The sequence below is a fragment of the Kitasatospora sp. NPDC053308 genome, assembly GCF_055585785.1.
The window spans coordinates 168,460-191,725 of the sequence record NZ_JBVJJY010000016.1 but is presented as its reverse complement, the minus strand read 5'-3'; the positions used below and the strand labels follow the sequence as shown (position 1 = coordinate 191,725).

General features: G+C 75.3%; 15 protein-coding genes. 4 read left to right on the top strand and 11 right to left on the bottom strand.

Features of this window, described 5'->3' with window-relative positions; all coding sequences use genetic code 11:
• The 9 genes from ACZ6Y7_RS29410 to eccD all read right to left on the bottom strand — a co-directional run.
• A partial coding sequence (locus ACZ6Y7_RS29410) for a WXG100-like domain-containing protein (RefSeq protein ID WP_465760975.1) occupies window positions 1-5,771 on the bottom strand: 5,771 nt, incomplete at its 3' end.
• Between the two features lie 81 nt (window positions 5,772-5,852).
• Complete coding sequence (locus ACZ6Y7_RS29405; RefSeq protein ID WP_465760974.1) at window positions 5,853-6,155, bottom strand: hypothetical protein; 303 nt, start codon at window positions 6,153-6,155, stop codon at window positions 5,853-5,855.
• Complete coding sequence (locus tag ACZ6Y7_RS29400) at window positions 6,148-6,615, bottom strand: YbaB/EbfC family nucleoid-associated protein (protein ID WP_465760973.1); 468 nt, start codon at window positions 6,613-6,615, stop codon at window positions 6,148-6,150. The genes ACZ6Y7_RS29405 and ACZ6Y7_RS29400 overlap by 8 nt, the downstream gene beginning before the upstream one ends.
• Window positions 6,616-6,658: 43 nt before the next feature.
• The gene (locus ACZ6Y7_RS29395; RefSeq protein ID WP_465760972.1) at window positions 6,659-8,902 is read right to left on the bottom strand and encodes a WXG100 family type VII secretion target; all 2,244 of its coding nucleotides are present in this window, start codon (window positions 8,900-8,902) and stop codon (window positions 6,659-6,661) included.
• Window positions 8,903-8,963: 61 nt separating this feature from the next.
• On the bottom strand, window positions 8,964-9,404 hold the full coding sequence (locus ACZ6Y7_RS29390) for a hypothetical protein (RefSeq protein WP_465760971.1): 441 nt from the start codon (window positions 9,402-9,404) through the stop codon (window positions 8,964-8,966).
• Window positions 9,404-9,691 carry a hypothetical protein gene (locus ACZ6Y7_RS29385; protein ID WP_465760970.1) on the bottom strand — a complete coding sequence of 96 codons (288 nt, stop codon included), beginning with the start codon at window positions 9,689-9,691 and terminating at the stop codon, window positions 9,404-9,406. Before ACZ6Y7_RS29385 ends, ACZ6Y7_RS29390 begins: the two co-directional genes overlap by 1 nt.
• 48 nt (window positions 9,692-9,739) lie before the next feature.
• A complete protein-coding gene (locus tag ACZ6Y7_RS29380; RefSeq protein WP_465760969.1) occupies window positions 9,740-10,081 on the bottom strand; it encodes a hypothetical protein in 342 nt (113 codons plus the stop codon).
• A gap of 78 nt (window positions 10,082-10,159) precedes the next feature.
• Window positions 10,160-11,617 carry a type VII secretion protein EccB gene (gene eccB, locus ACZ6Y7_RS29375; RefSeq protein WP_465760968.1) on the bottom strand — a complete coding sequence of 486 codons (1,458 nt, stop codon included), beginning with the start codon at window positions 11,615-11,617 and terminating at the stop codon, window positions 10,160-10,162.
• 98 nt (window positions 11,618-11,715) lie between these two features.
• A complete protein-coding gene (gene eccD / locus ACZ6Y7_RS29370) occupies window positions 11,716-13,107 on the bottom strand; it encodes a type VII secretion integral membrane protein EccD (protein ID WP_465760967.1) in 1,392 nt (463 codons plus the stop codon).
• 229 nt (window positions 13,108-13,336) lie between these two features.
• Between eccD and eccCa the strand changes: the two genes are divergently transcribed.
• Genes eccCa through ACZ6Y7_RS29355 form a run of 3 tightly spaced genes read left to right on the top strand, consistent with a single transcriptional unit; the run spans window position 13,337 to window position 20,310 of the window.
• Complete coding sequence (gene eccCa, locus ACZ6Y7_RS29365; protein ID WP_465760966.1) at window positions 13,337-17,380, top strand: type VII secretion protein EccCa; 4,044 nt, start codon at window positions 13,337-13,339, stop codon at window positions 17,378-17,380.
• On the top strand, window positions 17,377-19,926 hold the full coding sequence (locus ACZ6Y7_RS29360; RefSeq protein WP_465760965.1) for a hypothetical protein: 2,550 nt from the start codon (window positions 17,377-17,379) through the stop codon (window positions 19,924-19,926). The genes eccCa and ACZ6Y7_RS29360 overlap by 4 nt, the downstream gene beginning before the upstream one ends.
• 27 nt (window positions 19,927-19,953) lie before the next feature.
• The gene (locus ACZ6Y7_RS29355; protein WP_465760964.1) at window positions 19,954-20,310 is read left to right on the top strand and encodes a hypothetical protein; all 357 of its coding nucleotides are present in this window, start codon (window positions 19,954-19,956) and stop codon (window positions 20,308-20,310) included.
• 14 nt (window positions 20,311-20,324) lie between these two features.
• Here ACZ6Y7_RS29355 and ACZ6Y7_RS29350 read toward each other — a convergent pair whose 3' ends face one another.
• Entirely contained in the window at window positions 20,325-20,555 is a 231-nt protein-coding gene (locus ACZ6Y7_RS29350; protein ID WP_465760963.1) for a DUF2277 domain-containing protein, read from the bottom strand.
• A gap of 769 nt (window positions 20,556-21,324) precedes the next feature.
• Here ACZ6Y7_RS29350 and ACZ6Y7_RS29345 point away from each other — a divergent pair.
• The gene (locus ACZ6Y7_RS29345) at window positions 21,325-22,275 is read left to right on the top strand and encodes a hypothetical protein (protein ID WP_465760962.1); all 951 of its coding nucleotides are present in this window, start codon (window positions 21,325-21,327) and stop codon (window positions 22,273-22,275) included.
• Here ACZ6Y7_RS29345 and ACZ6Y7_RS29340 read toward each other — a convergent pair.
• Entirely contained in the window at window positions 22,272-23,057 is a 786-nt protein-coding gene (locus ACZ6Y7_RS29340; protein ID WP_465760961.1) for a hypothetical protein, read from the bottom strand. The two genes, ACZ6Y7_RS29345 and ACZ6Y7_RS29340, sit on opposite strands and share 4 nt — an antisense overlap.
• Window positions 23,058-23,266: the final 209 nt, after the last annotated feature.

Here is a 23,266-nt window from a genome sequence, read left to right as displayed (position 1 = left end):
AGGCGCAGGGACTCCCCCACCGGCTGCTCCCCGGCCGGGCGCAGCGTCTGCGCGTGGTCGAGGAAGGTCTGGACCTCGTCGAGCAGGGATTCGTACCACTCCCCCTCACGGACCTTGATCATGCCCTCCTCGTCACGCTTGCTCGTGAACCCGCCGCCCTTGATCCACCCCATGAACCTGTACAGCGCCGGGTCCTGGGCCGCGGCATCGAGATGACGCCGGGCCAAGCCCACGGCGACCGGGTCGGCTGGGGGCAGCGGCGCGGCGGCGGGGCCCCGCAGGCCACTGCCGCCGTCGGTGTCGTGGTCGTCCTGGCGGTCCTGGTGGTCCTGGACGTTCACGCGTGACTCGTGCACCGGCGCCGGGGCGTTCGGCGGCTTGTTGGCGGAGGGCTGGGTGGCGGGGCTCTGGGTGACGGGGCTCTGAGTGAGGTGGGTCGCGCCGTTCGGCGGGGCGGGGGTGTGCGGGGCGACCGGGGCGTCCGGCGTCGTCTCCGGGTGGGAGCGGTACTGGTCGTGGGTCAGGTCGCGCAGGACCGGGCCCGAGTGGAGGACCTCCTGGATCCGCTGGAGGTGGCGGGGCAGGACGGTGAAGTCGTCGCGGTGGGCCGAGGTGCCCATGACGCCGTTCTCGCCCGCCCAGCGGTCGCGGCGGCGCAGCGCGAAGGCGTCACCCGGTTTCCGGGCCGGTTCGACGTACTCGTCCGGCAGGCCGAGGAAGTGCAGCAGTTCGTGCAGCAGGACGCCGGGCGCGCTCCGGTCGTACCAGTGGAGCTGGTCGCTGCGCCCGTCACCGGGCAGGACGGTGATGCTCTGGTGGGCGCCGGTGGCGTTGGGGGCGCCCTCGACCCGCAGGTGGACCTGGTCGCCGCCGGGCAGGCGGAAGCGTTCGTTGAAGCGGTCGGCGACCACCGTGCGGGCGCGGTCGAGCATCCGGGCGGCGGCGGCCGCGTCCAGCGGGCGGCGGTCGGGCCCCTGGAGGTGCAGGTTCAAGGTGAACTCGGTGACCCAGTGGCCGGGTCGGGCCTCGAAGCGCCGTACGTCGTACCTGATCGTGGTGTCGGCGCCGTGCAGGCCGCCGAGGCTGCGCTGCCGGTTCTCGTACTGCTCGCGCACGCCGGGGCCGGCGATGTCGCCCGGGCCGCCCTGGCCGCGCACCCGGGGGTCGAAGCGGACGGTGTCCATCCGGGCGGGCGGTGCCAACGTGCGGATGTCGGACCAGGCGGAGGCGGGCAGGAGCGGAGGCGGCCCGGCGGGCGGCCCGGCGGGCGGCGGGACGGCGGGGGGCGTGTCCGGGACCGGGTCGGCGGGGCGGGTGAGCGGGCCGGACGGGGTGCCCTGGGTGGGGGTCTGCTTCTCCTCCGGCTCGTGGGTGGGCTCGGGCTCGGCCCCGGGCTGTTCCTCGGCGGGGCGGCGGCCGAAGACGTTCTCGTGGGCCGCCTCGTGGGCGCGCCAGTGCTCGCCGTCCAGGTCCTCCGGTGCCCAGTGCTGCCGGTAGGCGTCGAAGAAGCCGTCGCCGTACTCGGTCTTCAGCTTGCGGACGTCCGCCTCCGGCACCTGGCGGCCCTCGGCGAGGCGGTCGTAGCCGGCGGCGGCGTGCTCGCGGGCGGGCAGGACGTCGCGTTCGAAGGCGACGTGGTCCGCCAGGCCCTCGGTCAGCCGGTCGCGGGTGCGGCGCCAGATCTCCAACTGCTCGGTCAGGCGGGTGCGGTGGTCGGTGTCCCGGTCCCGCAGCAGGGCGCCGAAGGTGTCGTCGAAGGCGGTGCGGATCCGCTCGGTGTAGCCCTCGCGGACCCGCCGGGCGGCGCTGGAGGCGGGCGCGGCGGTGGCGGCCGGGCGGCCCAGGGCCATTTCGACCGTGGCGGCCGTGTCACCGCCGCGGTCGGTGTGCTCCGGGCCGCCCAGGTCGTGCGGGACCTCGGTGCGGGCGGTGTCCTCGGCGGCGCGCAGCGCCTCCTCCCGGGCGCCGTGCAGGGCCAACAGGCGGTTGGCCTCGGCCGGGGAGGTCAGCCGGTCCAGTTCCGCCCTGAGCCGGGCCGGGTCTCGGTCGGCGGCGGTGTGCTCGGCGACCAGGCGGTCGGCGCGGCGGGCGAGCTCGGCGCGGGCGGCGGCCACCGCGCGCGGGGACGGACCGTCTGCCAGGCCGAGTTCGCGCAGCGCCTCGGGGCCGAACTGGTCGGCGGCGGTGTCCTTCCACGCCGCGGCTGCGTCGTCCACCGCGGTGACGGAGCGCTTCAGCACCGCTTCGCGGACCGCCTGGACGGTGAACTCGTGGGGCAGTGCGGCCCGGTGGCGGTCCAGGGCCTCCTGGAAGTCCGCGTCCAGCCGGGCCCGGCCCAGGCGGGTCGGGTCGACGGGGGTGAGCGCCTCCCCGCCGGCCTTGCCCTCCTCCTCGATCAGTTGGAAGGAGTCCCCGTCGCGGTGCAGCCCCTCGATCCGCTCCCGCAGGACGTCGGCGACCCGGTCACGGGCCTCCGGCGACAGCCGGCCGTCGTGCGGCACACCGGCCGCTTCCAGCAGGGCGCGGTCCCCTTCGGTGAGCGTGTCCGCCGACCACCGGGCGTGGGCGTCGTCCACCGCCCGGTCGACCTGCCGGATCGCCTCGGCGCGCGCCTGGCGCACGTCCAGTTCCCGGGCGGCCTCGCGCAGGCGGCGCTCCAGCGCCCGGGCGGCCAGGGCGTTGCGCTCGGGGGTGAAGTCGGTTCGCGCGGTGAACAGTTGGGCGATGTCATGCTCGGCTTCGGTGCGGAACTTCTCCGTGGCCTCCTGGCGGATCTCCGCCGTGGTGTGGTCCCCGGAGTGCTCGGGACCGAGCCCGCGGTCGGCCAGCAGCCGCTCGAAGCGGCGGGTGGCGAAGGTGAGCGCGAGTTCGCGGCCGCCGGCCAGCTCCAGGCGGTCCGCGGCGGCGGCGAGGATCTCCTCGCGCTCGTGCGGGCGCGCCTCGATGTCCTCGCGCATGGTCTCCGCGGCCCGGCGCCACACCGGCGAGTCCGGCTTCACGAGGGCGCGCAGTTCCCGGGGCAGCCGGCCGGCCCCCTCGGTCAGGCGGTCCTCGATCGCACGGCGGGTCGCCTCCCGCTGCTCGGCATCGGCGAGCCTCGCGTCGTGGTCCTCGGCGAGGGAACGCTGCCGGTCCTGCCAGGCCGTGCGCCGCTCGTCGCCGGCGGGCGCCTTGGCGTGCTCCGGCGCGTCGACCTGGTGGTAGAGGTGGCCGGAGGCGGTGGCGGACGGGACCGGGGCGGTGTCGGGGGTGTGCGGGCCGCTGGGGGCGGCCGGCTCCGGGTCGGGCCGCGAGCCCTGCGGGGCGGGGCGGTCCGGGCCGGGGCGGTCCGGGCCGGGGCGGTCCGGGCCGGGGCGGTCCGGGCCGGGGCGGTCCGGGCCGGGGCGGCCGGGATCGGCATTCAGCGCGTCGGGGCGGCCGGGGTCGGTCCGGGTCGGGTCGGCGCGGCCGGAGTCGGCATTCACCGGGTCGGTCCGGTTCGGGTGGGCCGGTGCGGTGCCGCCGCCGGAGCTGGTGCGGACCGTCTGCTGCGCGGTGGCCTCGTTGCGGACACCGTCGTTCGCACGCGGCTGCGCGTGCCCGCCCGCGCCGCCCTCGGTCGCGGGCGAGGGCGTGTGCAGGGGCGGTTCGGAGCTTTCCTCGGCGACGGTGGTGCGGTGGTCCGGACGTGGCCTGCGCTGCGGCTGCTGCGGCTTCACGGCGCCGCCCTGGCCGTCCGCCCCCGCGGAAGCGGTAGCGGTGGCGCCGCGCTCCCCGCCGGTGACCGGCTTCCCGGCGGCGTCCGTGCTCCTGGGGTCGCCCGTGCTCTCGGGCCCGCCCGTCGTGGGGGTCGCGGACCTGGCCCCCTTGGGGACGGCGGTCCCCCCGTCCTCGGACTGGGTCCTGACCTGGCGGGAGGGCGCCTTCGGGTCCCAGCCGCCGTCGACCGAGGAGCTGAAGCTGCTCTTGCCCTCGGGGTCGGCGAGGACGCCGTCACCGTTCTCCTCCCGGTGGTGGCTGCCCGAGCCGAGGGGGGTCGAGCCGGACAGTGAGGCGCCGTCGGACCGGAGCGAGGCGCCGTCGCCGCCCGCCGTCCTCGTCCCGGCGATCTGGTCGATGTGCCCGGGCCGGGGCACCGGGAACGGCGCCGAGTGGCCGCCCATGTTGCTGATCACCGAGAGGAACGTCAGCGCGTGCGTCGGGCCGTAGAACCCGCCGTTCTCCTCGGTGATCCGGGAGCTCTCCAGGCTTCGGACGTAGTCCGCGTAGCGGAGGGTCAGCGGCGAGGCGAGGCCCATGATCATGTGCCGCATGCCGCCCATCATGAAGCCGCCGAGGAAGCTCATCCCGCCGGCTTGCCACTCGCCGTTGTAGATCGTGTTGTAGATGCCCTCGGTGAGGTACTGGTTGATGCCGGCCTCGAACTGGCCGCCCAGGACGGCCCCGAGGTGGAACATCTTGTTCATCTTGCTGACGCCGCCCGCGAGTTCGGGCATCTTCTCGACCAGTAGCTTGAGCTCGGGCGTCAGGGCGACCTTGCCGTCGCGCTTGGCGAGGTTCTCCAGGGCCTCCTTGAGCGCCGTCTGGCTGCTCTCCTTCGCCACCGTCTTCAGCGAGTGCTGGACGAACTGCCTGCCGATCTGCTCGCCCATCTCCCGGGCGAACGTGCCGCCCAGTTCCCGGCCGAGCTCCTTCTCGAAGAGCTCGCCGAGCTCGCGCACGAACTTCTCGCCGGTCGCCGCGCCGACCCTGCGCCCGGCCTTGAACCCCTTGGCCAGGTACTGGGCGTTCTCCTTCAGCAGGTTGGTGATGCCGTTGGCGAACCGCTCGGCCGCCTCGTCGCCGAGCAGCCGGCCGAAGCCCTCGCCGGCCTCCTTGCCGGCCCCCTTGAGGGCGCCGCCCGCGACGCCCTCCCCGAGGTCCTTGCCCGCCCCCTTGAGGGCGCCGCCCGCGACGCCCTCCCCGAGGTCCTTGCCCGCCCCCTTGAGGGCGCCGCCCGCGACGCCCTCCCCGACGTCCTTGGCGACGCCCCCGGTCAGCCCCTTGACGACGTCGTTGAGCGCGCTCTCCACGAACAGCTTGCTCAGGCGCGGGCCCAGAAGCTTGCCCAGGCCCTCCCCCAGGATGCTGAGCGGGCCGCCGATCGCCCCGCTGATCGCGCCGAAGATCGCCGCCTGCTTGGTGAGGTCCTTGTCCCACTCGTGCCGGTCGCCGCGCTTGAACTGGATGCCCTGGATGATCGCGTCCAGCATCAGGCCGCCGACGATGCCGCCGAAGGTGTGCATGACGATCAGCAGGACGAGCTTCTTGATGAGCTGGAGGAGGAACTGCCTCGTGAGGATCTTCTGCCACTCCAGCTCGATGAGGGAGACGCCCCCGGTGTAGACGGACCAGGCGATGGCCAGGGCGATCTCCAGGAGCAGCTGGACGAGCTGGCCGATCGCCATCCACTTGGTGTACTCGACGGTGTTGGCGACCTTGCCAGCCAACTCGGCCAGTTGGGTGCAGAGGTCATGGGTCTGGTCGAGCGGGCCGGGCTGGCTGTCCGTGCCGATGAACTTGCCCCACTCCTTGCGGAAGGCGTCGGCGGCCTTGCCCTCGATCCGCTGGTCGCAGTTCTTCACCGCGTCCTGGATGTAGCCGGCCAGCTTCGGCAGGTCCTCGGCCAGGGCCAGGTAGTCGTCCCTGACGTCGCGCAGCAGCCCTTCGTCGGACTCGGGCCACGGCATGCCGCTGATGATGTGGAAGAACTGCGCCAGGCCCGGGGAGACGTGGATCGAGGAGTGGGACACGGCGCGGGGCCTCCGGGGAGGGGACTGACGGCAGGAGGGACTGGCGGGGCGGGTGGACGGGGCAGCAGGAGGGGACGGGCGCTACCTCGTCAGACCCACGTTGTGTTCGTCGGTGCGGTGGAAGAGGGTGACCGTGTCCTGGCCGTGCGCGGCCATCGCGTCGATCTTGGCGCTGATGTCCGTCGTCAGCCCGTAGAGGTCCTGGGTCGGCTTGTCGATCTTGTCGTGGTACTGCTTGCCGATGTCGTCGCCGCCGCCCGCCCTGACGTTCTTGTCGTGGATGTCCTGCATCTCCCCGGCGACCTTCTTGACCAGCGCGGACACGTCCTCGAAGTTGCTGAAGGCCTTCCTGGCGTCGCCGTCCAGGCGCAGCGTGTCACCCATTGAACTCCTCCTGCCTGCGGGACTTGACGGTCCGCTCCGCGCCGGGGCGCATCGCGGTGAGCGGGGCGAGCAGCGTGTCGAGGTCCAGGCCCGTACCGGCCCCGAACAGGTCCTCGTCGCCGCGCTCACCGGTGAAGTTCATGCGCAGGCTCTGGCCGACGCCCTCGAAGGTGCGCATCTCGGCGGTGATCCGCTCGCCCATCCGGGCCTTGGCCTCATTGAGGACGTCCTTCAGCAGGGCGCTCAACTCGGCCGGGGCCATGGACTGGTAGCCGGTGGTGTGGAAGGTCAGCGCGATCAGCTGACCCTGCGGGCCGACCTTCGCGGTGACCATCCGGTCCTTGCTGGTGGCCTCGGCGGTCATCGCCTGCATGCGGCGGGTGGACTCGGCCAGCTTCTCCTGCTGCTGCGCCAAGTCGGCCAGAGCCTGGTTCAGTTGCTCCACGAACGCGTGCGACATACCTCTTCTCTCCTGTTTCGGGGTCTCTGCGGGCCGGGTGCGGTCAGCGGCCGATCACGCCGCTGACCGCACCGGTGTCGGTGCCCCACACCTCTTCGTCCTCCGCCAGCCAGGTGGTGCGCTGGCGGCCCTTCTCGCCCTGGCCCCCGGCTCCCATGCCGCCGCCCATCGGCGGCGCCATCGGCATGCCGCCGCTGGTGGACACCGAGCGGCCGCGCATGGCGGCGGCCTCCTCGGCGGCGAGCGCGGCGGCCTTCTGCGCCGCAGCCTTCTCGGCGGCCGCCTCGGCGGCGCCCGCGGCCCCCGCGAGCCCGGACTTGCCGCCCGGTCCCTGACCGAAGTTCTCCTGGACGCGGGGGCCGAGGCCGGCGCCGGAGCCGAGGATGCGGGGGCCGGAGGCGCCGCCCGTGCCGGTGGGCGCCAAGGCGCTGCCGGAGCCGAGGCCGCCGAACAGGCCGGGGAGGGAGGCGTAGGAACCGGCACCGCCGGCGCCGAGGTCGGTCGTCCAGGTCGAGGAGCCCGTGGACGACCCGCGCCCTCCCCCACCGAGGCCACCGAGGCCACCGAGGTCGCCGAGACCACCGAGGCCGCCGGAGCCGAGCCCGCCGGTCAGCGGCCCGCCGGAGCCCCGCGAGTTCCACGCGCTCTGCAGGTCGCGCGAGCGCTGGAGGGAGTCGGGGATCGGCTTCCTGTCGGCACCCAGCAGGGTGCCGTCCTGGGCGATCGAGCCGCCCTTCTCCAGGACGTAGGGGTTGCCGTTGGCGTCCAGCACCGGCTTGCCGTCGGCGTCGACGACCGTGCCGTCCTCGCGCACGGTCGAACCCTTGGGCACCTTGGCGTTGGTGCCGTAGACGCCCCCGCCGGTGCCCGGCGGCACGTTCGCGCCCGGGGGGACCACGATCGGCTTGCCGTCCTTGCCGAGCACCTCCTTGCCGTTGGCGTCGTAGACCTTGCCGCCGTCGCCGATGTAGCCGCCGGGCGGCAGCAGCAGCGGTTTGCCGTCCGTGCCGAGGAGGACCTTGCCGTCCTTGTCGCGGATCGGCGTGCCGGCCCCGGCGGCGCCGGCGCCGCCGGTCCCACCGCCGCCGCTGCCGGAGCCGCCGATGACCGGCGGAGGGGGGCCGCCGAGGTCGACCTTCCTGTGGTTGCCGCCGCCTCCTCCGCCGATCCCGCCGGTGCCGCCGTCTCCTCCGCCGATCCCGCCGGCTCCGCCGCCCCCTCCGCCGGTGCCGCCGTTGTTGGGGTCAGGGACGTCCTTGGGCGGGAGTGTGACACCCACCGGCAGCAGCCCGAAGTGCAGCTTGCTGATCAGCGGCTGGTAGGAGTTTCCGAGCCCGGTCAGCGCGGTGTTGCCGGGCTTGTCGAGCAGGGTGGCGACCTTCTCCAGCCAACGGGCCTTGGCGCGGGCGTCGAGCGCGGTGTAGAAGTCGGCGTTGTGCGGATCGCCGAGCTCGGTGGTGTAGTTCCACGCGGTTCCGGTCCATGTCGGCGGACTCTTGGCCATGACCTCCGTCAGGACCTCGTAGATGCACTGGTACGGGAAGCCGACGGCGTACCAGGTCTGGCGCGCCTTGTAGAGATCACCGATGGTCACCCCGATCTGGCGGGCCGCCGCCTTCAGCAGCGGCCCGTAGTTCGCCGACGTCAACTGGTTCTTGAGGTCGTCGAGTTCGAGGGCGAACCGCTGGAGGAGGGTCTTGAACTCGCCGGCCGCGCTGCCCTCCCAGCTGCTGCCCGGGGCGTCGATCTTGGCGGCCCAGTCGCGCGCGGCGTCGCCCTGCTGGGTCAGCCACTTCACGGTGTCGTCGATCCCGGTGGAGGCGGCCAGCAGGCTCTGCGGGTGGATGACGTCGTTGCCCTTGGTGCTGACCTTGTCCGGGTCCGCCAGCACGTCCGTGTCCGGGAGGATCGGCCCGAGGATGTACTCGCCCTGCCAGTTGAACTTGGACAGCGCCCCGGCGGGGTCGTTGCCCCACTTCGAGTAGTCGATGTGGATCGAGATCAGGAAGTGGTGCTCGCTCGAGCCGTCGAGGAAGTTCATCGCCCACCAGACGTCGGCCGGCTTGCCGCCGTCGCCCGAGCGCTGCGTGGTGGAGTTCGGGCCCTCGTCGTTGGCGTCGAAGTACCCCGTCTCGTTGCTGAACGATCCGGTGAGCCAGGGGGCCGCCTTGGGGCCCGCGATGTCCGCCCGCTTGACGATGTCCACCGGCGTCTTCTTGGAGTTGAACGCGGCGATGATGTCCTCCCAGAGCAGGTTCTCCTGAGCGGGGGGCTGGTCGGTGGTCACGGGTTCTCCAAGAACGGGAAGCGAGTGGGGCGTTCGGGTACGGCCGGGCCGGCAGTGGGCGCTACCCCCCGCCCCCGCCACCGCCACCGCCACCACCGCCACCGGCGGCGATGACGTCCTGGAGGATCTGCATCACCTGGGCGGCCGTCAGGGCGTCCTGGTGCGCGTCGTCCATCTGCCGCAGAAAGAGCCGGATGTCGCCCTGGGCCTTGGCCAGCTGCTGGTGGAACTTCGTGTAGTCCTGCAGCACGCCGCCCGCCAGGTTGGCGGCGAACAGGTCGTGCAGGTGGGTTCCACTCTCGAAGGCCCCGGTCAGCAGCTCGGTGAAGGGCGTCTTGGTGGTCACTCCGCCCTTGCCGGAGAAGGCCAGCATGGTGGCGAACCCGGGGTCGTTCTCCAGGTTGGTCAGGGCGGCGGCCAGCACCCGCTCCGCGAAGTCCTTCAGGTCGTCGTGGTTGACGCTGAGGGTGGTGACCTGGGGAAGCGGGACGGACGAGGACATCAGCCGATGCCCCCGGCGGCGCGGTTGTCGGCGTCGCGCAGCAGGCCGTGCATGGTGCGCAGGATGTCGGCGCCTGCCTTGATGTCGTTGTCCATCTCGGTGTTCTGGGCGACGAGGAGGTCGTGGAAGGCGCGGGCGGCGTTGGCGAGTTCGCCGTCGAGTTTGTCCTGGGCGGTCTTGACGGCCGTGGCGAAGTCTCGGGTGGTGTTGAACATGGCCTGGCTGGCCTGGGTCAGGGCGTCGGCCGCCTCGTCGATGTTGGCGTGGTTGAGCAGGATGCTGGCCATCGGTGGTCCTCTCGGTGGGTGGTCGGGTCGTCGGGGGCCCGCGAACCGTCAGGGGGTGAGGCCGTGGTAGACCTCGTTGGAGGGTCCGGAGCCCCAGTTGCGGCCGATGTCCAGGGCTTCCTCGTGGGCGGTGTTGACCTGGCGGTGGCCGGCGCCGAACTTGCCGTGGAAGTCGTTGTAGGCGTTCTGGAGCTGCTGGTAGCGCCCCTGCCACTCCTCGATCTTGCCCTGGTACTCGGTACTGCAGGCGGCCCTGAAGTGGTCCCGGACCTCGCTGTTGACGTCCTCGACCTGCGCGGCGGCGCGCTTCATGGCGCCGAGGTGGTGCTCGAGGTTGGACAGGATGCCCTGGACGGAGGCGTCGTCCGTCTGCAGGTTGGGGGCCACCATCGGGGGCTCCTTTCGTCGGGCCCGGGCGTTCGGTTCGCCGGGTTCATCTCGGACAACGGGGTGGTGCGGAGCGTTGGTTCACCGGGGGCAGGGCGCTCCGGCCGGGGCCGGTGCCGCGGGGCTCGCGGTGGCGGTGCCGGTGAGGGCGGCCGGGTCGAGGCTGGGGCCGGTGGGCAGCAGGGCCAACAGGGCGGCGGGCACGCCCGCGGGGGTGACGTCGCCGTAGCCGAGCTGTTTGGCGACGGCGGGTGAGGCGAGCGGGTACTTGGCCGCGTTGTCGGTGACCAGGTAGAGGGTGGCGCCGGTGCCGGCGGTGGACAGGGCGCGTACCAGGGCGCCGCCGCCGGGGCGCACCGCGATGGTGTCGGCGGGGGTGCAGGCGGCCTCGATGCCGGGCTGGGCGGTGGGGGCGGGGCCCTGGACGGCGGTGTCGTCGACGAGGGCGAGGGTGGTGGTGGGGCTCGGGGTGCCCGGGTGCAGTTCGGCGCAGACGTCGCGGCCCTGGGGGGCGGTGAGGAGTTCGGGCACGGTGGTGGGCAGGGCGGGGGTGGCGGGGGCGGGGGTGGGGGGTGCGCTGTGGGCGGCGAGGTCGGCGGCGCCGATGGCGGCGGGGGTGGCGGCGGCGCCCTGGTAGGCGCTCTGCTGGGTGCGGGGGTCGGCTTGCAGCAGGTGCAGGGTCATCGGGTCGAGTGGGGTGAGTCCGGCGGGGGTGAGCAGGTAGGGGTCGCCGCCGGGGCCGGTGAAGAGCTGTCCGATGCGGGTGGGGCGGGTGGCGAGGTCGGGGCCGGGGGTGCCGCGCTGGTCGAGGTCGGGGGCGGCGAGGTCGGGGCCGGCGGGCAGGGCGTCGAGGAAGGACTGGGTGACGGGGCGGGCGGTGACGGCGGCCTGGCCGAGGGCTTGGCGGGCGCGGGTGCGGGTGTCCAGGCGCAGGCGGCGGCCGTGCCACAGGAGGTGTTGGGTGCCGTCCGGGGCGGCGACCAGGAGGGCCTGGTCGTCGGTGAGGGCGGTGCCGTGGGTGGTGGGGTCGATGGCGAGGGCGAGTCGGGGTTGGCTGGTGCCGGTGGGGCCGGGGCCGGTGGTGGCGCAGGCGAGCCAGGGGGCGGTGGTGAGGCGGTCGGCGTCCGGCAGGCCGTCGGGAGCGCCGAGGATGCCCAGCGGGGTGCCGCGCGGGGTGTCGGCCAGGGAGTGCACGCTGACCTGGTCGACGGTGAGCCGGTCGCCGGCGAGCAGGCGGGCGGTGGTCTCGTTGAGGAGGGGGTGGAGGGCTCCGTCGAGGTAGAGGTAGCGGGCGCCGTTCTCCTTGACCAGGACGAGGGTGCCGGGTTTCTTCCAGCCGGTGGCGCCGCCGGGGACGAGGACGCCGTAGACGGCGGCGATCAGGCAGGCGAGGGCGGCGATGACCAGGCCGGTGGTGATGCCGCGGGAGGTGCGCCCGGTGGGGACGTCGGGGGCGTCGGGTTCGCCGCGCAGGATGCCGGTGGCGAGGCGGCCCATCACGAACAGGTGGGCCTGCACCTGGTCGCGCTTCGACTGCATGGTGGTGGTTCTCCTCGGGGGGCGGGGCTCGGGGTGTGCGGCGGGCTCGGGGTGTGCGGCGGGCTCGGGGTATGCGGCGGGCGCGGCCGGCGCGGGGGTCAGCCCGCGAGGGCGCGCAGCGCGTGGAGGGTGCCGGCCGCGGCGAAGGCGAGCGGCAGGACGCTGACGGCGGCCAGGGTGTGCAGCAGGTCGGCGGCGCGGCCCCAGTAGGGCAGCAGGCGCCGGCCCGGAACGGTCCAGGAGGCGGCGGCCAGCAGGGCGGCGGTGGCGAGCAGGGCCGCGAGCAGCCCGAGGCGGGCGGCGGGGTCCAGGTCGAGGGCGAGGTGGGCGGTGAGCAGGGCGGGGCCCAGGGCGCCGGGCAGGAGGACGGCCAGGCGCTGCGGGGTGGAGCCGATGCCGCGGGCGTGCAGCAGGAGCAGCAGGGACAGGGCGCAGGTCAGGGCGGTGGGGGCCCAGCCGTGCTGGCCGGTGAGGGTGGTCAGGGTGAGGGCGAGGACGGGGGCGAGGGCGAGGTGGAAGGCCGTCAGGTAGCCGTCTGCGACGGTGCTGCGGGTGCGGACGGTGGCGGCGGGGACGGCTTCGATGCCTTCCTGGAGTTCCTCGGCGTTGCGGGGCAGGGCGGGCAGGCGCAGTCCGGACAAGCGGAAGCACAGTCCGGGCAGGAAGGCGGCGGTGGCGACGGGGGCGACGGCCAGGGCGGCGGCGGTGGCGGGCGGGGTGAGTCCGGCGAGCAGCAGGGCGCCGGCGGCGGTGACGTGCAGGGCGAGCAGGACCAGGCCGAGGAAGGGCGGGGCGGAGGAGCCGACGGCGGCCAGGGCCAGGACGGCGGCTCCGGCGCCGGCGCAGCCGCCGGCGAGCAGGCGGGCTCCGGTGGCGGAGGGGCCGGTGCCGGTGGTGAGGAGGGCGCCTGCCAGGGCGAGGTAGGGCACGGCGGTGGCGCCCAGGGCGGTGCCGGCGCCGGCGTCGCCGACGGCGCGGGAGGCGCTGAGGGCACCGAGGAGCAGGAACAGCGCGGTGACGGCGGCGGCACCGGCGCGCAGGTGGGGCGGGCCGGGCAGGAGCAGGACGGCGAGGCCGCCGGCCAGGGTGGTGACGGCCAGGGCGAGGGTGGTGTGGTGGGTGAAGGCGGGGCGCCAGGTGTCGGGGCGTTCGCGCATGCCGGTGGCGAGGCCGTCGGGCAGGTCGTCGTAGTGGACTTCGGGCAGGGGGTCGCGGCGGGGGCGCAGGTGGAGGTCCTCGCCGTCGCGCAGGCCCAGGGCGTCGGCGCCGAGTTCCTCGTCGAGGGGGGCCTCGCCGAGGCGTTGGAGGATCCAGCCGTCGTGTTCGGCGCCCTGTTCGTCGAGGTCGCGCCCGGCGTGGTCGAGGACGGCGGGCAGCAGGTCGGCGAGGGGGATGTCGGCGGGGACGACGAGTTCGAACACCGCGTCGGGTGCGTGGAACGTCAGTCGGCACAGTCCGGTGGCTGCGGTCCCGTTGGCACTCCCGTTCAAGGTTCTCCTCGTGTCCGTGCGGTGGTGTCCGCGCCGTGCGCGGGGGTGGTTCCCCTTCTGGGGCACGGGCCGCGGCCGGCACCGGGTTCAACCCTGCGGCGGGTTGGGGTTCCGGCGGCCGTCGGCCGGGCGCTGAACCCGGTGCCGGCCGCGGCCCGTGGTCCTGGAGGACGGCGCCCCGGACGGCGGGGTGCTTCGCGGCCGTCCCCCGGTGCGAGGAGAGCTTTCGTTGAGTGTGGTGCTGGTCGACCGTCCGCCGCGACGCCCCGGGCCGGCGATGCCCGACGGCGAGATCCAGTTGCAGGAGCCGCCGGTCCTGCCGGAGTCGCAGAGCGGCATGTCGAGCATGATCACGATGGCACCGATGGCGTTGAGCTCGCTGTCGATGGTGTTCGTGTTCCTGCGCCCCGGTGAGGGCGGCGAGATCATGACGTACGTGGCGATGGGCATGATGGGCCTGTCCGCGGTGGGCATGCTGGTGACCTCGCTGATCCGGGGCTCCAGCGACCGCAAGCGCGAGTTGCGGGCCGAGCGGCGGGACTACCTGCGCTACCTGGCGCAGATGCGCCGTCAGGTGCGCGGGCACGTCGTGCGCCAGCAGGAGGCGCTGGCCTGGCGGCATCCGGCGCCGGGGTCGCTGGCCTGGCTGGTGCGCACCTCGCGGCTGTGGGAGCGGCGCAGTGCGCATCCGGACTTCGGCGACGTGCGGGTGGGGGTGGGGCACCAGCGCCTGGCGGTGCGGCTGGCACCGCTGACGACCAAGCCGGTGGAGGACCTGGAGCCGCTGTGCGCGCACGCGTTGCGCCGCTTCATCCACGCCTACGGCACGGTCGCCGACCAGCCGATCGCGGTGTACGTGCGCGGCTACGCCCAGGTGCTGGTGCGCGGGGGCGAGGGGAACGGGGGCGAGCGGGACGGCGGGGACGGCCGGGAGGCGGCGCGGGCGCTGGTGCGGGCGATGCTGGCGCAGTTGGCGCTGTTCCACGCGCCGGACGAGCTGCGGATCGCGGTGGTGTGCGACGCGGAGCGGCGGGGGCTATGGGAGTGGGCGAAGTGGCTGCCGCACGCGCTGCACCCGGTGGACACCGACGCGCTGGGGCCGGTGCGACTGGTGGCGGGGTCGGTGGCGGAGCTGGAGCAGGTGCTGGGGGCGGAGTTCGCCGGGCGCGGGCCGTGGGAGCCGGACGCGCAGCCGGGCCGGGACGAGCCGTTCACGGTGGTCGTGCTGGACGGGGTGCCGGTGGGTGCGGGAAGCCGGGCGGCGCTGGCGGGGTGGCGCAACGCGGTGCTGCTGGACCTGGGCGGGGCGCTGGAGTGGAAGCCGCTGCGCCACCGGCTTCGGCTGCGGGTCGAGGAGGGCCGGCTGGCGATGGTCGGCGCGGACCGCAACCACCGGGACGAGGTGACCGAGCTGGGGCGGGCGGACGCGCTGTCGCTGCCGGCGGCCCGGCGGCTGGCCCGGCTGATGGCGCCGTACCGGATCGGGGCCCAGTCGGAGGGCGGGGAGCCGCTGGCCGGGGACTTCGACCTGGTGTCGCTGCTGGGCATCCGTGATCTGCACCGGCACGACGTGGCGGACGGCTGGGCGCGGCGCGCCGCGGCCGACCGGCTGCGGGTGCCGCTGGGCATCGCCGCGGACGGCACGCCGGTGGAACTCGACATCAAGGAGTCGGCGCAGGGCGGCATGGGGCCGCACGGGATGCTGATCGGGGCGACCGGGTCGGGCAAGTCGGAGCTGCTGCGGACGCTGGTGATGTCGCTGGCGCTGACGCACTCCTCCGAGGTGCTGAACTTCGTGCTGGTCGACTTCAAGGGTGGGGCGACGTTCCTGGGGCTGGACCGGCTGCCGCACACCTCGGCGGTGATCACCAACCTGGCCGACGAGGCGGCGCTGGTGGACCGGATGCGCGACGCGCTGCACGGCGAGCTGGTGCGCCGCCAGGAGCTGCTGCGCTCCGCCGGCAACTACAGCTCGCTGCTGGAGTACGAGGCGGCCCGGACCGGCGGGGCGGCGCTGGAACCGCTGCCGACGCTGTTCGTGGTGGTCGACGAGTTCTCCGAACTGCTGGCCGCGCACCGGGACTTCATGGACCTGTTCATCATGATCGGCCGGTTGGGGCGGTCGCTGGGGGTGCACCTGCTGCTGGCCTCGCAGCGCCTGGACGAGGGGCGGATGCACGCCCTGGAGTCGCACCTGTCGTACCGGATCGGCCTGCGGACGTTCTCGGCGATGGAGAGCCGGGGCGTGCTGGGAGTGCCGGACGCGTACCACCTGCCGTCGCAGCCGGGCAACGGGTTCCTGCGCAGCGACATCGCGACGCTGACCCGGTTCAAGGCGGCGTACGTCTCCGGGGTCTACCGGGCGCCGCGGCCGGCTGCGGTGCGACGGCAGGCGGCGGCGGGGCAGGTCGCGGTCTACGGCACGGAGTACGTGGCGCCGCGTCAGCCCGTCGCGGTCCCGGCCGAGCCGGAGGCCGAGGAGGTGGCGGAGAGCCGGAGCCTGCTGGCCATCGCGGCCGAGCGGCTCGTCGACGCCGGGCCGCCCGCCCACCAGGTGTGGCTGCCGCCGCTGGGCGTGCCGCCGACCCTGGACCAGTTGCTGCCTCCGCTGGCGCCGGTGGCCGGGTACGGGCTGACCACCCAGGACGATCCCGCCCGGGGCACCCTGCGGGTGCCGGTGGGCGTGGTGGACCGCCCGTTCCAGCAGATGCGCGACCTGCTGAGCGCCGACCTGTCGGGGGCGGGCGGTCACGTGGGCGTGGCGGGCGGGCCGCAGAGCGGCAAGTCCACCCTGCTGCGCACCCTGGTGGCGTCCCTGGCGCTGACCCACACCCCGCGCGAGGTGCAGTTCTACTGCCTGGACTTCGGCGGCGGCACGCTCTCCTCGCTGCGCGGCCTGCCGCACGTGGGCGGGGTGACCGGGCGGCACGACCCGGAGCGGGTGGTGCGCACGGTCGCGGAGATCAACGCCATCCTGGCCCGGCGCGAGCAGAGCTTCGCCGAGTTGGGCATCGACTCGGTGGCGGCGTTCCGGCGGGCGCTGGCCGAGGGAGCGCTGCCCGGGGAGAGCCACGGTGACGTGTTCCTGGTCGTCGACGGCTGGAACACCGTGCGCCAGGAGTTCCCGGACCTGGCGCCGGCACTGACCCTGATCGCGCAGCGCGGCCTCAACTACGGCATCCACCTGGTCGTGGGCACCACCCGCTGGGGCGAGGTCACCGGCGCGCTGCGCGACCTGCTGGGCACCCGCTTCGAGCTGCGGCTGGGCGACCCGGTGGACTCGGCGATCGGGATGCGGATCGCCGCGACGGTGCCCAAGATCCCCGGCCGCGGACTGACCGGCGAGGAACTGCACTTCCTGACCGCGCTGCCCCGGCTGGACGGAAACGGCGGCACCGAGGACCTGGGCGAGGGCGTCGCGGACCTGGTCGACGCCGTCGCCGAGCACTGGCGGGGCCCGCGCGCCCCCGAGGTGCGGATGCTGCCGCTGCACCTGCCCGCGGCCGCGCTGCCCGCCCCCGAGGGTCGGTTGCGGGTGCCGCTGGGACTGCAGGACGTCTCGATGGCCCCGCTGTGGCACGACTTCGAGGAGACCCCGCACCTGGTGGTGGTCGGTGACAGCGAGGCGGGCAAGACCAATCTGCTGAAGCTGGTCGCGGCGGGCATCACCTCCGCCTACCGGCCCGACGAGGCGCGGATCATGCTGGTGGACTACCGGCGGGTGCTGCAGGGCGCGGTGCCGCAGGAGTACCGGCTCGGGCACGCGGTCGCCGTGGACGTGCTGCGCCAGATCGTCGACGGCGCGGCGCGGGCGATGGCCAACCGGCTGCCGGGCCCGGACATCCCGCCGGAGCGGCTGCGGCTGCGCGACTGGTGGGAGGGGCCCGAACTGTTCATCCTGGTCGACGACTACGAACTGGTCGCCGGCTCCCCCAGCGGCATCGCCGCCCACCCGTTCGCGCCCCTGCTGGACCACCTGGCGCAGGGCACCGAACTGGGCCTGCACCTGATCGTGGCGCGCAGCGCCAACGGCGTCGGCCGGGCCTCCTCCGACCAGTTGCTCCGCAAGCTGGAGGAGGTCAACACCCCGGCGGTGCTGCTGTCCTGCCCGCCGAGCGAGGGCTTCCTGTTCGGCAACACCAAGCCTCGGGTGTTCCCGCCGGGGCGCGCCCTGCACATCACCCGTCGTCGCACGGTGCAGGTGCAGACCGCGCTGGTGGACGACGGGGACAGCGGCAACAGCGTCGAAGGGGAAGGGGACTCGGTCCGATGAGCACCGTCCGGGAGGCCGCCGGGGCGCGGCGCTGGCTGACCCGCCGCCGCACCGGCGCCGACACCGCCGGGGCCGCTGCGGCACACGCGGCGGACCTGCACGCGGTCGGCCCGCACTTCGTCATCGCGCCGGGCTCCGCGCACGGCCCGGACCCGGCGGCGCTGCCCGCCGCGCTCACCGACGCGCTGGCCGCGCTGCCGCCCGTGGTGGGCACCGTCACCGTGCTGGCCGCGGCCGCCGACGCCCAGACCGTCCTGCTCGGCCGGCTCGGCGAGCTCGCCCGTACCGCCGCCGACCGCAGGGCCGCCACCCTGGTCCTGGCCGCCACCGGCCTCGCGGCGGCGCCGGAGTCCGGGCTCCGGCCCGCCCAGCGGATCGCCGAACTGGCGGCCACCAGCATCGTGGCCCCGGACGGGCAGGTCACCCTGCGCCCGGACGGGACCCTGCTGACCAGCGCGGCGGACGGCGGGTCCTCCTCCTGGTGGCTGTTCGCCCCGGACGGGCGCACCCGCCGGCTCGGTGCGGTGTGGCCGCTGCCGGGGACGGCGGCCGGTGCGGGGACGGGCAGCGCGAAGGCGGGGCGGGCGGCTCCGGCGAGCGTGCCCGCGACTGCGGCCAAGCCGGTCGCGACCGCCCCCGCGCCCGCCGCAGCGGTCGAGGCCCCGGTGCCGACACCTCCCGAGGCGGCGTCAGCGGCCCTGACGGGCCGGCCCGCCACCGTGGCGGCGCCCCCTCCGGCACCCACCGCACCGGCACCCACCGCACCGGCACCCGCCGCACCGGCTGCCGCCGTCGACGGCGCGGCCGATCCGCTGCCGGCCGTGCTGCCGCACGGCTTCTGGTTCCACGGCGCTCCCACGGCCGCACCGGTCGTCCCCCCGACCCTCCTGCTGCGCGCCGCGGCGGCGCCCGGCACGCCGCTCCTGGTGGTCGGCCGCCCGGACGCCCCGCTGCCCCCCGCCGCCGACGTCGCCGCCGCGCTCGCCGCCCTGCCGAGTCGGCCCGGGACCTCCCCGGCGGATCCGCTGCTCAGTGCGCCCTGGGCCCGCACCACCGAACTCGTCTCCCTGGCAGCCGAGTTGGCGGCAGAGCTGGGCCACGACGTCCGGGCGGCCGTCGGCCTGCCCACGCAGACCCCGAACGGCTGGTCCTCGCACGTCCTGGGCCCCGACGCGGCGCCGGGCTGGGAGCCGTGGCTGACCGAACTGACCGCCTGCCCCGAACTGGGCCGCGTGATCGCCTCCGCCTGGCGCCCCCTGCCCGCGGGTTTCGCGGCCTGCGGCCCCGCGCTGCACCAGGCACCCGTCGCGGGCTGGCGCCTGGAGGCCGTCCCCGCCGGACTGTGGCTGCGCCCCGAGGAGCCACCGCACGACCACGGCCCCCGACTGCTCGACCCCGCCCCCGAGGGGCCCACCCTGATCGTGGGTTCGGCCGACCGTACGGCGCCCGCCGAGGTGCTGGACCTCCTGGACGACCTGGTGGCCGCGCTCACCACCCCGGGCGCCCCGGTTCCACGGCTGCTCCTGCCCGGCGTCCCGGCGCCGGGCCGTTCCTCCGGTGCGATCCCCGACTCCCCCGCCCCGCAGGCCCCCCGGGCCGCCTCCGTCGCTCCCGGCTCCCCGGCCCCGGAGCCACCCGCCCCCGCCGCGACACCGACCGTCCCCGTCGAGAGCAGCGGCACCCTCGAGACCCCGGCCCCCGAGCCCGAACCCGAACCCGAATCCGGCCCGGCCGAACCCGAATCCGCCCCACCCGTCCCCACCGTGCCCCGGCTCCTCATGCCGTCCGCCGGGGCCGCCGCTGCCGGGCGGGTGTCCACGGCCGCCGAGCGGGCCGCCTTCCGGGCCCTTCTGGGCGGGTACTTCCACCGCTACGCCGGCCGCGCCGAACAGGCCGCGCTGCGGATGCCCGCGCTGCGTGCGCAAGCCCGTGACGATCTGAAGGACGACCTCACGGCGGTCTACCTGCACCACGCCGACACCGGAGTCCCGTTGCACCGCGCCGACTTGGTCGACATCGCCCGCCAACCCGGTTCCGGCCGGGGCCCGTTGGCCCCGTACCTGGCCTGCCTGGGGTCCGGGCTGCGCCGACTGCCCAACCACCGGGGCGCAGTGCTGCTGGGCGCCGACGCGGGTGAGGAGGTGCTGCGCCAGTACGCGCGCGGCGTGCTGCTGGTGGAGCCCGCACCGGTGGTGGGGACGGCCGAGGCGGAGGTGGTGCCGGGGACGGACGTCGAGTTCCTGGTGTGGTCCGCCACCGGGCGCCGCACGTCGGTGATCGCCGAGGAGGGGGACCCCGAGGTGGTGTTCCCGCCCGGTACGCACTTCCTGGTGCTGGACGTGCTGCCCGGCGGCGAGGAGCGCCCGGCCCGGGTGCTGCTGCGCGAGAGCGCCCCGGACGCCGCCCCGGACGAGGCCGGGGACGAGCAGGACCGGGCCCGTCTGCTCGCCTGGCAGGCCCGCCGCGACCAGGTGCCGCCCGAGCGCCGGCGTGCCCCGGCCCGCCCGGAGCGCCTGCGCCTGACCCCTGGAATCGCCGCCCGCTGATGCTCCCCGTCCACGTGGCCTCGCACCATGACGGATCAAGAGCGGTACGCCCAGTACCGGGAAGACGCGAAGCTGCTGGCGGCGATCGGGGAGCACGTCCATGCCCAGGTCGGCCGGGTCACGGTGCGGCTGCCCGAGGCTCTGGCCCAGGCCGCCGTGGCGGCCTGGGAGCGCGACGACGAGGACGACCTCGGCGAGGAGACCCGCGAGCAGTACGAACTGCGCGCGCAGGCCGGCGACTTGGCGCTGATCGGCCTGGCGGTAGCGGAGCGCGGCCGCACCGAGGGCGCGGAGGTCGTCGTCGACCTGCACGTCGCCTCCGCGGGCGCGGCCTTCCTCTCGTACGCCGAGGCCGCGGGGTCGGCCTTCCGGCCGTCCGAGTAGTCGGGCCGCCGGGCCTAGCCGGCGGCGGCCTTGGCGTGCGCGCCGCGCACCTCGAGTTCGCCGAGCAGCCGGGCGGTGGCCTCGGCGACGGCGTCCACGGCCCGGTCGAAGGCCTCCCGGTTGTGCGCCGCGGGGGCGCGGAAGCCGGAGACCTTGCGGACGTACTGCAGCGCGGCGGCCCGGAAGTCGTCCTCATCCGCGTCCGGCGTGACGGGCGGTCGCAGGGTCTTGATGTTGCGGCACATGACCCCAGTCTCTCCCGCCGACGCCGCCCGGGCGGCCTCCTCCCGTCACGTCCGTCTCACGCGGACGCCATCCGGGCGGATCAGGATGCCGGACGAACCGATTCCCTCCCCGGCCCCCGGCGACCCCGGCGCCACCGCGAGCCCGACGGCGACCCCGACCGACCCCACGGCCTCGCCCACGGCCACCTCCGGCACGCCCGGCGCCACGCCCACCGCCTCGTCCACCGCCCCCGCGTCCACGGCACCCGCCGCGCCGGGCCTGCCCGCCCCGGCCTCCCCCGGCCGGGCCGGCCCCCACCGCGGCCGCGCCCGCCCCCGTCACCACCCCGCCGAGCCCGAGCCCCAGCCCCAGCCCCAGCCCCAGCCCGACGGTCGCCCCCGCCACCCTAGCGGTCAGCACGGTCAACCTGAACTCCCTGACGTGCAGCGGACGTTGGAGCCTGACCGCGACCGTCACGGTGAGCGCCCAGGGCACCGGCAGCGGGACGCTGACGTTCAGCTGGTACCACAGCTCGGGCGGCCGCGCGGTGACCGTCGCGACCGACACCGTGGTGATCCAGAACGGCACCGCCACCGTCACCCGCGCGCACGACTTCGGCTCGGCTGACACCTTCCCCACCTGGGGCGTGCCGGGTCACCACCAGCCCGGCGGCGGCCAAGCCCGGCAAGACGTCCGACGAGACGGCCGCCTTCCTCTGCAACCCGCCCCGCTGACGTCCCGTCGCGCCTTCGCCCGCCCTGCCGTTCCGTCCCCGCCCTGGAGAAAGCCATGCCCACGCCCCGCCCCGCCTCCGCCCCCGACCCGGGCGCGGACCGGACCGTCATGCTCGGCGCGCGCCCGGTGACCGGTGACGGCACGGGCGCGGACCGGACCGTCATGCTCGGCAAGGGCGCGGGCCCTGGCCCGGATGCGGCCGAGGACCGGACCGTCGTGCTCGGCAAGGGCGCGGGCCCTGGCCCGGATGCGGCCGAGGACCGGACCGTCGTGCTCGGCAAGGGCGCGGGCCCGGATGCGGCCGAGGCGGAGGACGGGGCGCAGAGCGCAACCTTCCTCGACCCCCGCGTCTGGCGCAGCGCCCCGGTGAGCGGGGAGACCGTCACCCTCATCGAGCCCGAGGGGACCGGGGGCACCGCCACGCCGGCCGAGGCCCGGGAGGCCGAAGCGGAGCCCGTGGCCGTCCCGCTCCCCGCCACCGGCTCCACCGCCGCCACCGGCTCCCCCACGTCCACCGCCTCGCAGGAACGCCCGCTCGCCCCGGGCGAGTTGCGCCGCTTCGGTCTCGGCGTCCCGCCGCGGGCCGCCGCCGCGTGGCACGGCCAGGAGGCGACGGAGGCCGGACAGCCCCGGCGGCCCCGCCGGGTGGGGCGGTGGCTGGTGCCGCTGCTCGTCCTCCTGCTGGCCCTCGCGGCCTTCCTGTTCTGGCGTCATCTGCGCACCCCGGCGCTGGCCGTCACCGGCGTGGCGGTGACCACGGACCCGGCGGGCGCCGGCTGCGCAGCGACGGCACCACCTCGGAGGAGATCGTCCAGGAGGTGCGCTCCGGGGTGCACCACACCGACCTGGTACTGCGCTGGAGCTTCGAGGGGCAGGGCGCCCTCCAGGCCACCGCCACCCTGGAGCTGCTCTCCCCCACCCCCCGCACCGCGGCCGTCTCCTTCCCGTACCGCTGCTCCTGAGCCCGGCCGCACCGGCCGCACCGGCGGCGCTACGGGCTGCTAGCGGAGTGCGTTCGCCGACGACTGGATGAAGACGCACGTGAACCCGACGCCCCAGTCGTCCCGGTCGTCGCAGCGCAGTTCCCGGTCGCCGAAGGCGTCCAGCAGGTCCTCCAGCGGGACGACGGTCGGCTCGGTACCGGGCTCCGCGAAGTGCCGCACCTCGATCCAGCCCTCGCGGACGAACCGGACCAGCGGCGCGAGCTCCTGCGCCACGTGTTCCCTCAGCTCCCCGCCCACCAGCCCGGGCGGCAGGCCGCCGAGGATCCCGAACGGTCCGGTCAGCCAGCCGCTCGACTCCATGGCGCACACCCGGAACCGGTCCTCGTCCTGCGACAGGTCCAGCTGGTGGATGGTGAGCGGGGCGCCCGGGGCGTTCACGGCTGCCGTCCAACGCCGACGCCCCGCTTCGGTCGCCCGCAGCGAGAGATCCGGAGCCCTGGACCCGGCGTCCGGCGTCCGGACCCAGGTGGCCGGGTCGGCCACCACCTGCTCCAGCTCCGCGCCCACCACCTGCGGACTGTCCTCCTGGACGAACGCGGTGCCCTGCGCCCGGCGCAGCGTCAACCACCCGCCCGCGACCAGCCGCAGCACCGCCGACGCCAGCTCCGGCACCCGCGCCGCCTCGTTCTCGGGCGAGTCGTCGCGCCACCGCGGCGCCTCGGGGGAGCCCGCCCAGCGCAGCACCGACGAGACGTGGTGCACGGTGCCGCGCGGGCCGGTCCCGCCGACGGCGCGGCGCACCAGCACCTGTTCGGTGAGGGTCAGGTCGTCCCAGGTCTTCACGGCAGGGGATCCTGGCACATCCACCCGGCTCGCCCGACAGGGTTTTCCCCCGGGCGGCACGGCGGGCCCCGGCGCCGGCGGGCGGGCGGGCGGGCGGTTAGGTCGTTTGACGGTGTACCAACCGGCATGGGCGGCGGGTGCCCGCGTCCCGCACTGTACGTCATGTGACTGATCCGCCCGGGCGGGTGCTCCCGGCATGCTCGTCACGG

Bases quoted from the DNA above. Each gene is read 5' to 3' on its own strand.
- ACZ6Y7_RS29405 (WP_465760974.1), bottom strand. From the start codon at position 6,155: ATGGGTGACACGCTGCGCCTGGACGGCGACGCCAGGAAGGCCTTCAGC.
- ACZ6Y7_RS29355 (WP_465760964.1), top strand. From the start codon at position 19,954: ATGACGGATCAAGAGCGGTACGCCCAGTACCGGGAAGACGCGAAGCTG.
- ACZ6Y7_RS29350 (WP_465760963.1), bottom strand. From the start codon at position 20,555: ATGTGCCGCAACATCAAGACCCTGCGACCGCCCGTCACGCCGGACGCG.
- ACZ6Y7_RS29345 (WP_465760962.1), top strand. From the start codon at position 21,325: ATGCCCACGCCCCGCCCCGCCTCCGCCCCCGACCCGGGCGCGGACCGG.
- ACZ6Y7_RS29360 (WP_465760965.1), top strand. From the start codon at position 17,377: ATGAGCACCGTCCGGGAGGCCGCCGGGGCGCGGCGCTGGCTGACCCGC.
- ACZ6Y7_RS29385 (WP_465760970.1), bottom strand. From the start codon at position 9,691: ATGGCCAGCATCCTGCTCAACCACGCCAACATCGACGAGGCGGCCGAC.
- ACZ6Y7_RS29380 (WP_465760969.1), bottom strand. From the start codon at position 10,081: ATGGTGGCCCCCAACCTGCAGACGGACGACGCCTCCGTCCAGGGCATC.
- eccB (WP_465760968.1), bottom strand. From the start codon at position 11,617: ATGCAGTCGAAGCGCGACCAGGTGCAGGCCCACCTGTTCGTGATGGGC.
- ACZ6Y7_RS29390 (WP_465760971.1), bottom strand. From the start codon at position 9,404: ATGTCCTCGTCCGTCCCGCTTCCCCAGGTCACCACCCTCAGCGTCAAC.
- ACZ6Y7_RS29400 (WP_465760973.1), bottom strand. From the start codon at position 6,615: ATGTCGCACGCGTTCGTGGAGCAACTGAACCAGGCTCTGGCCGACTTG.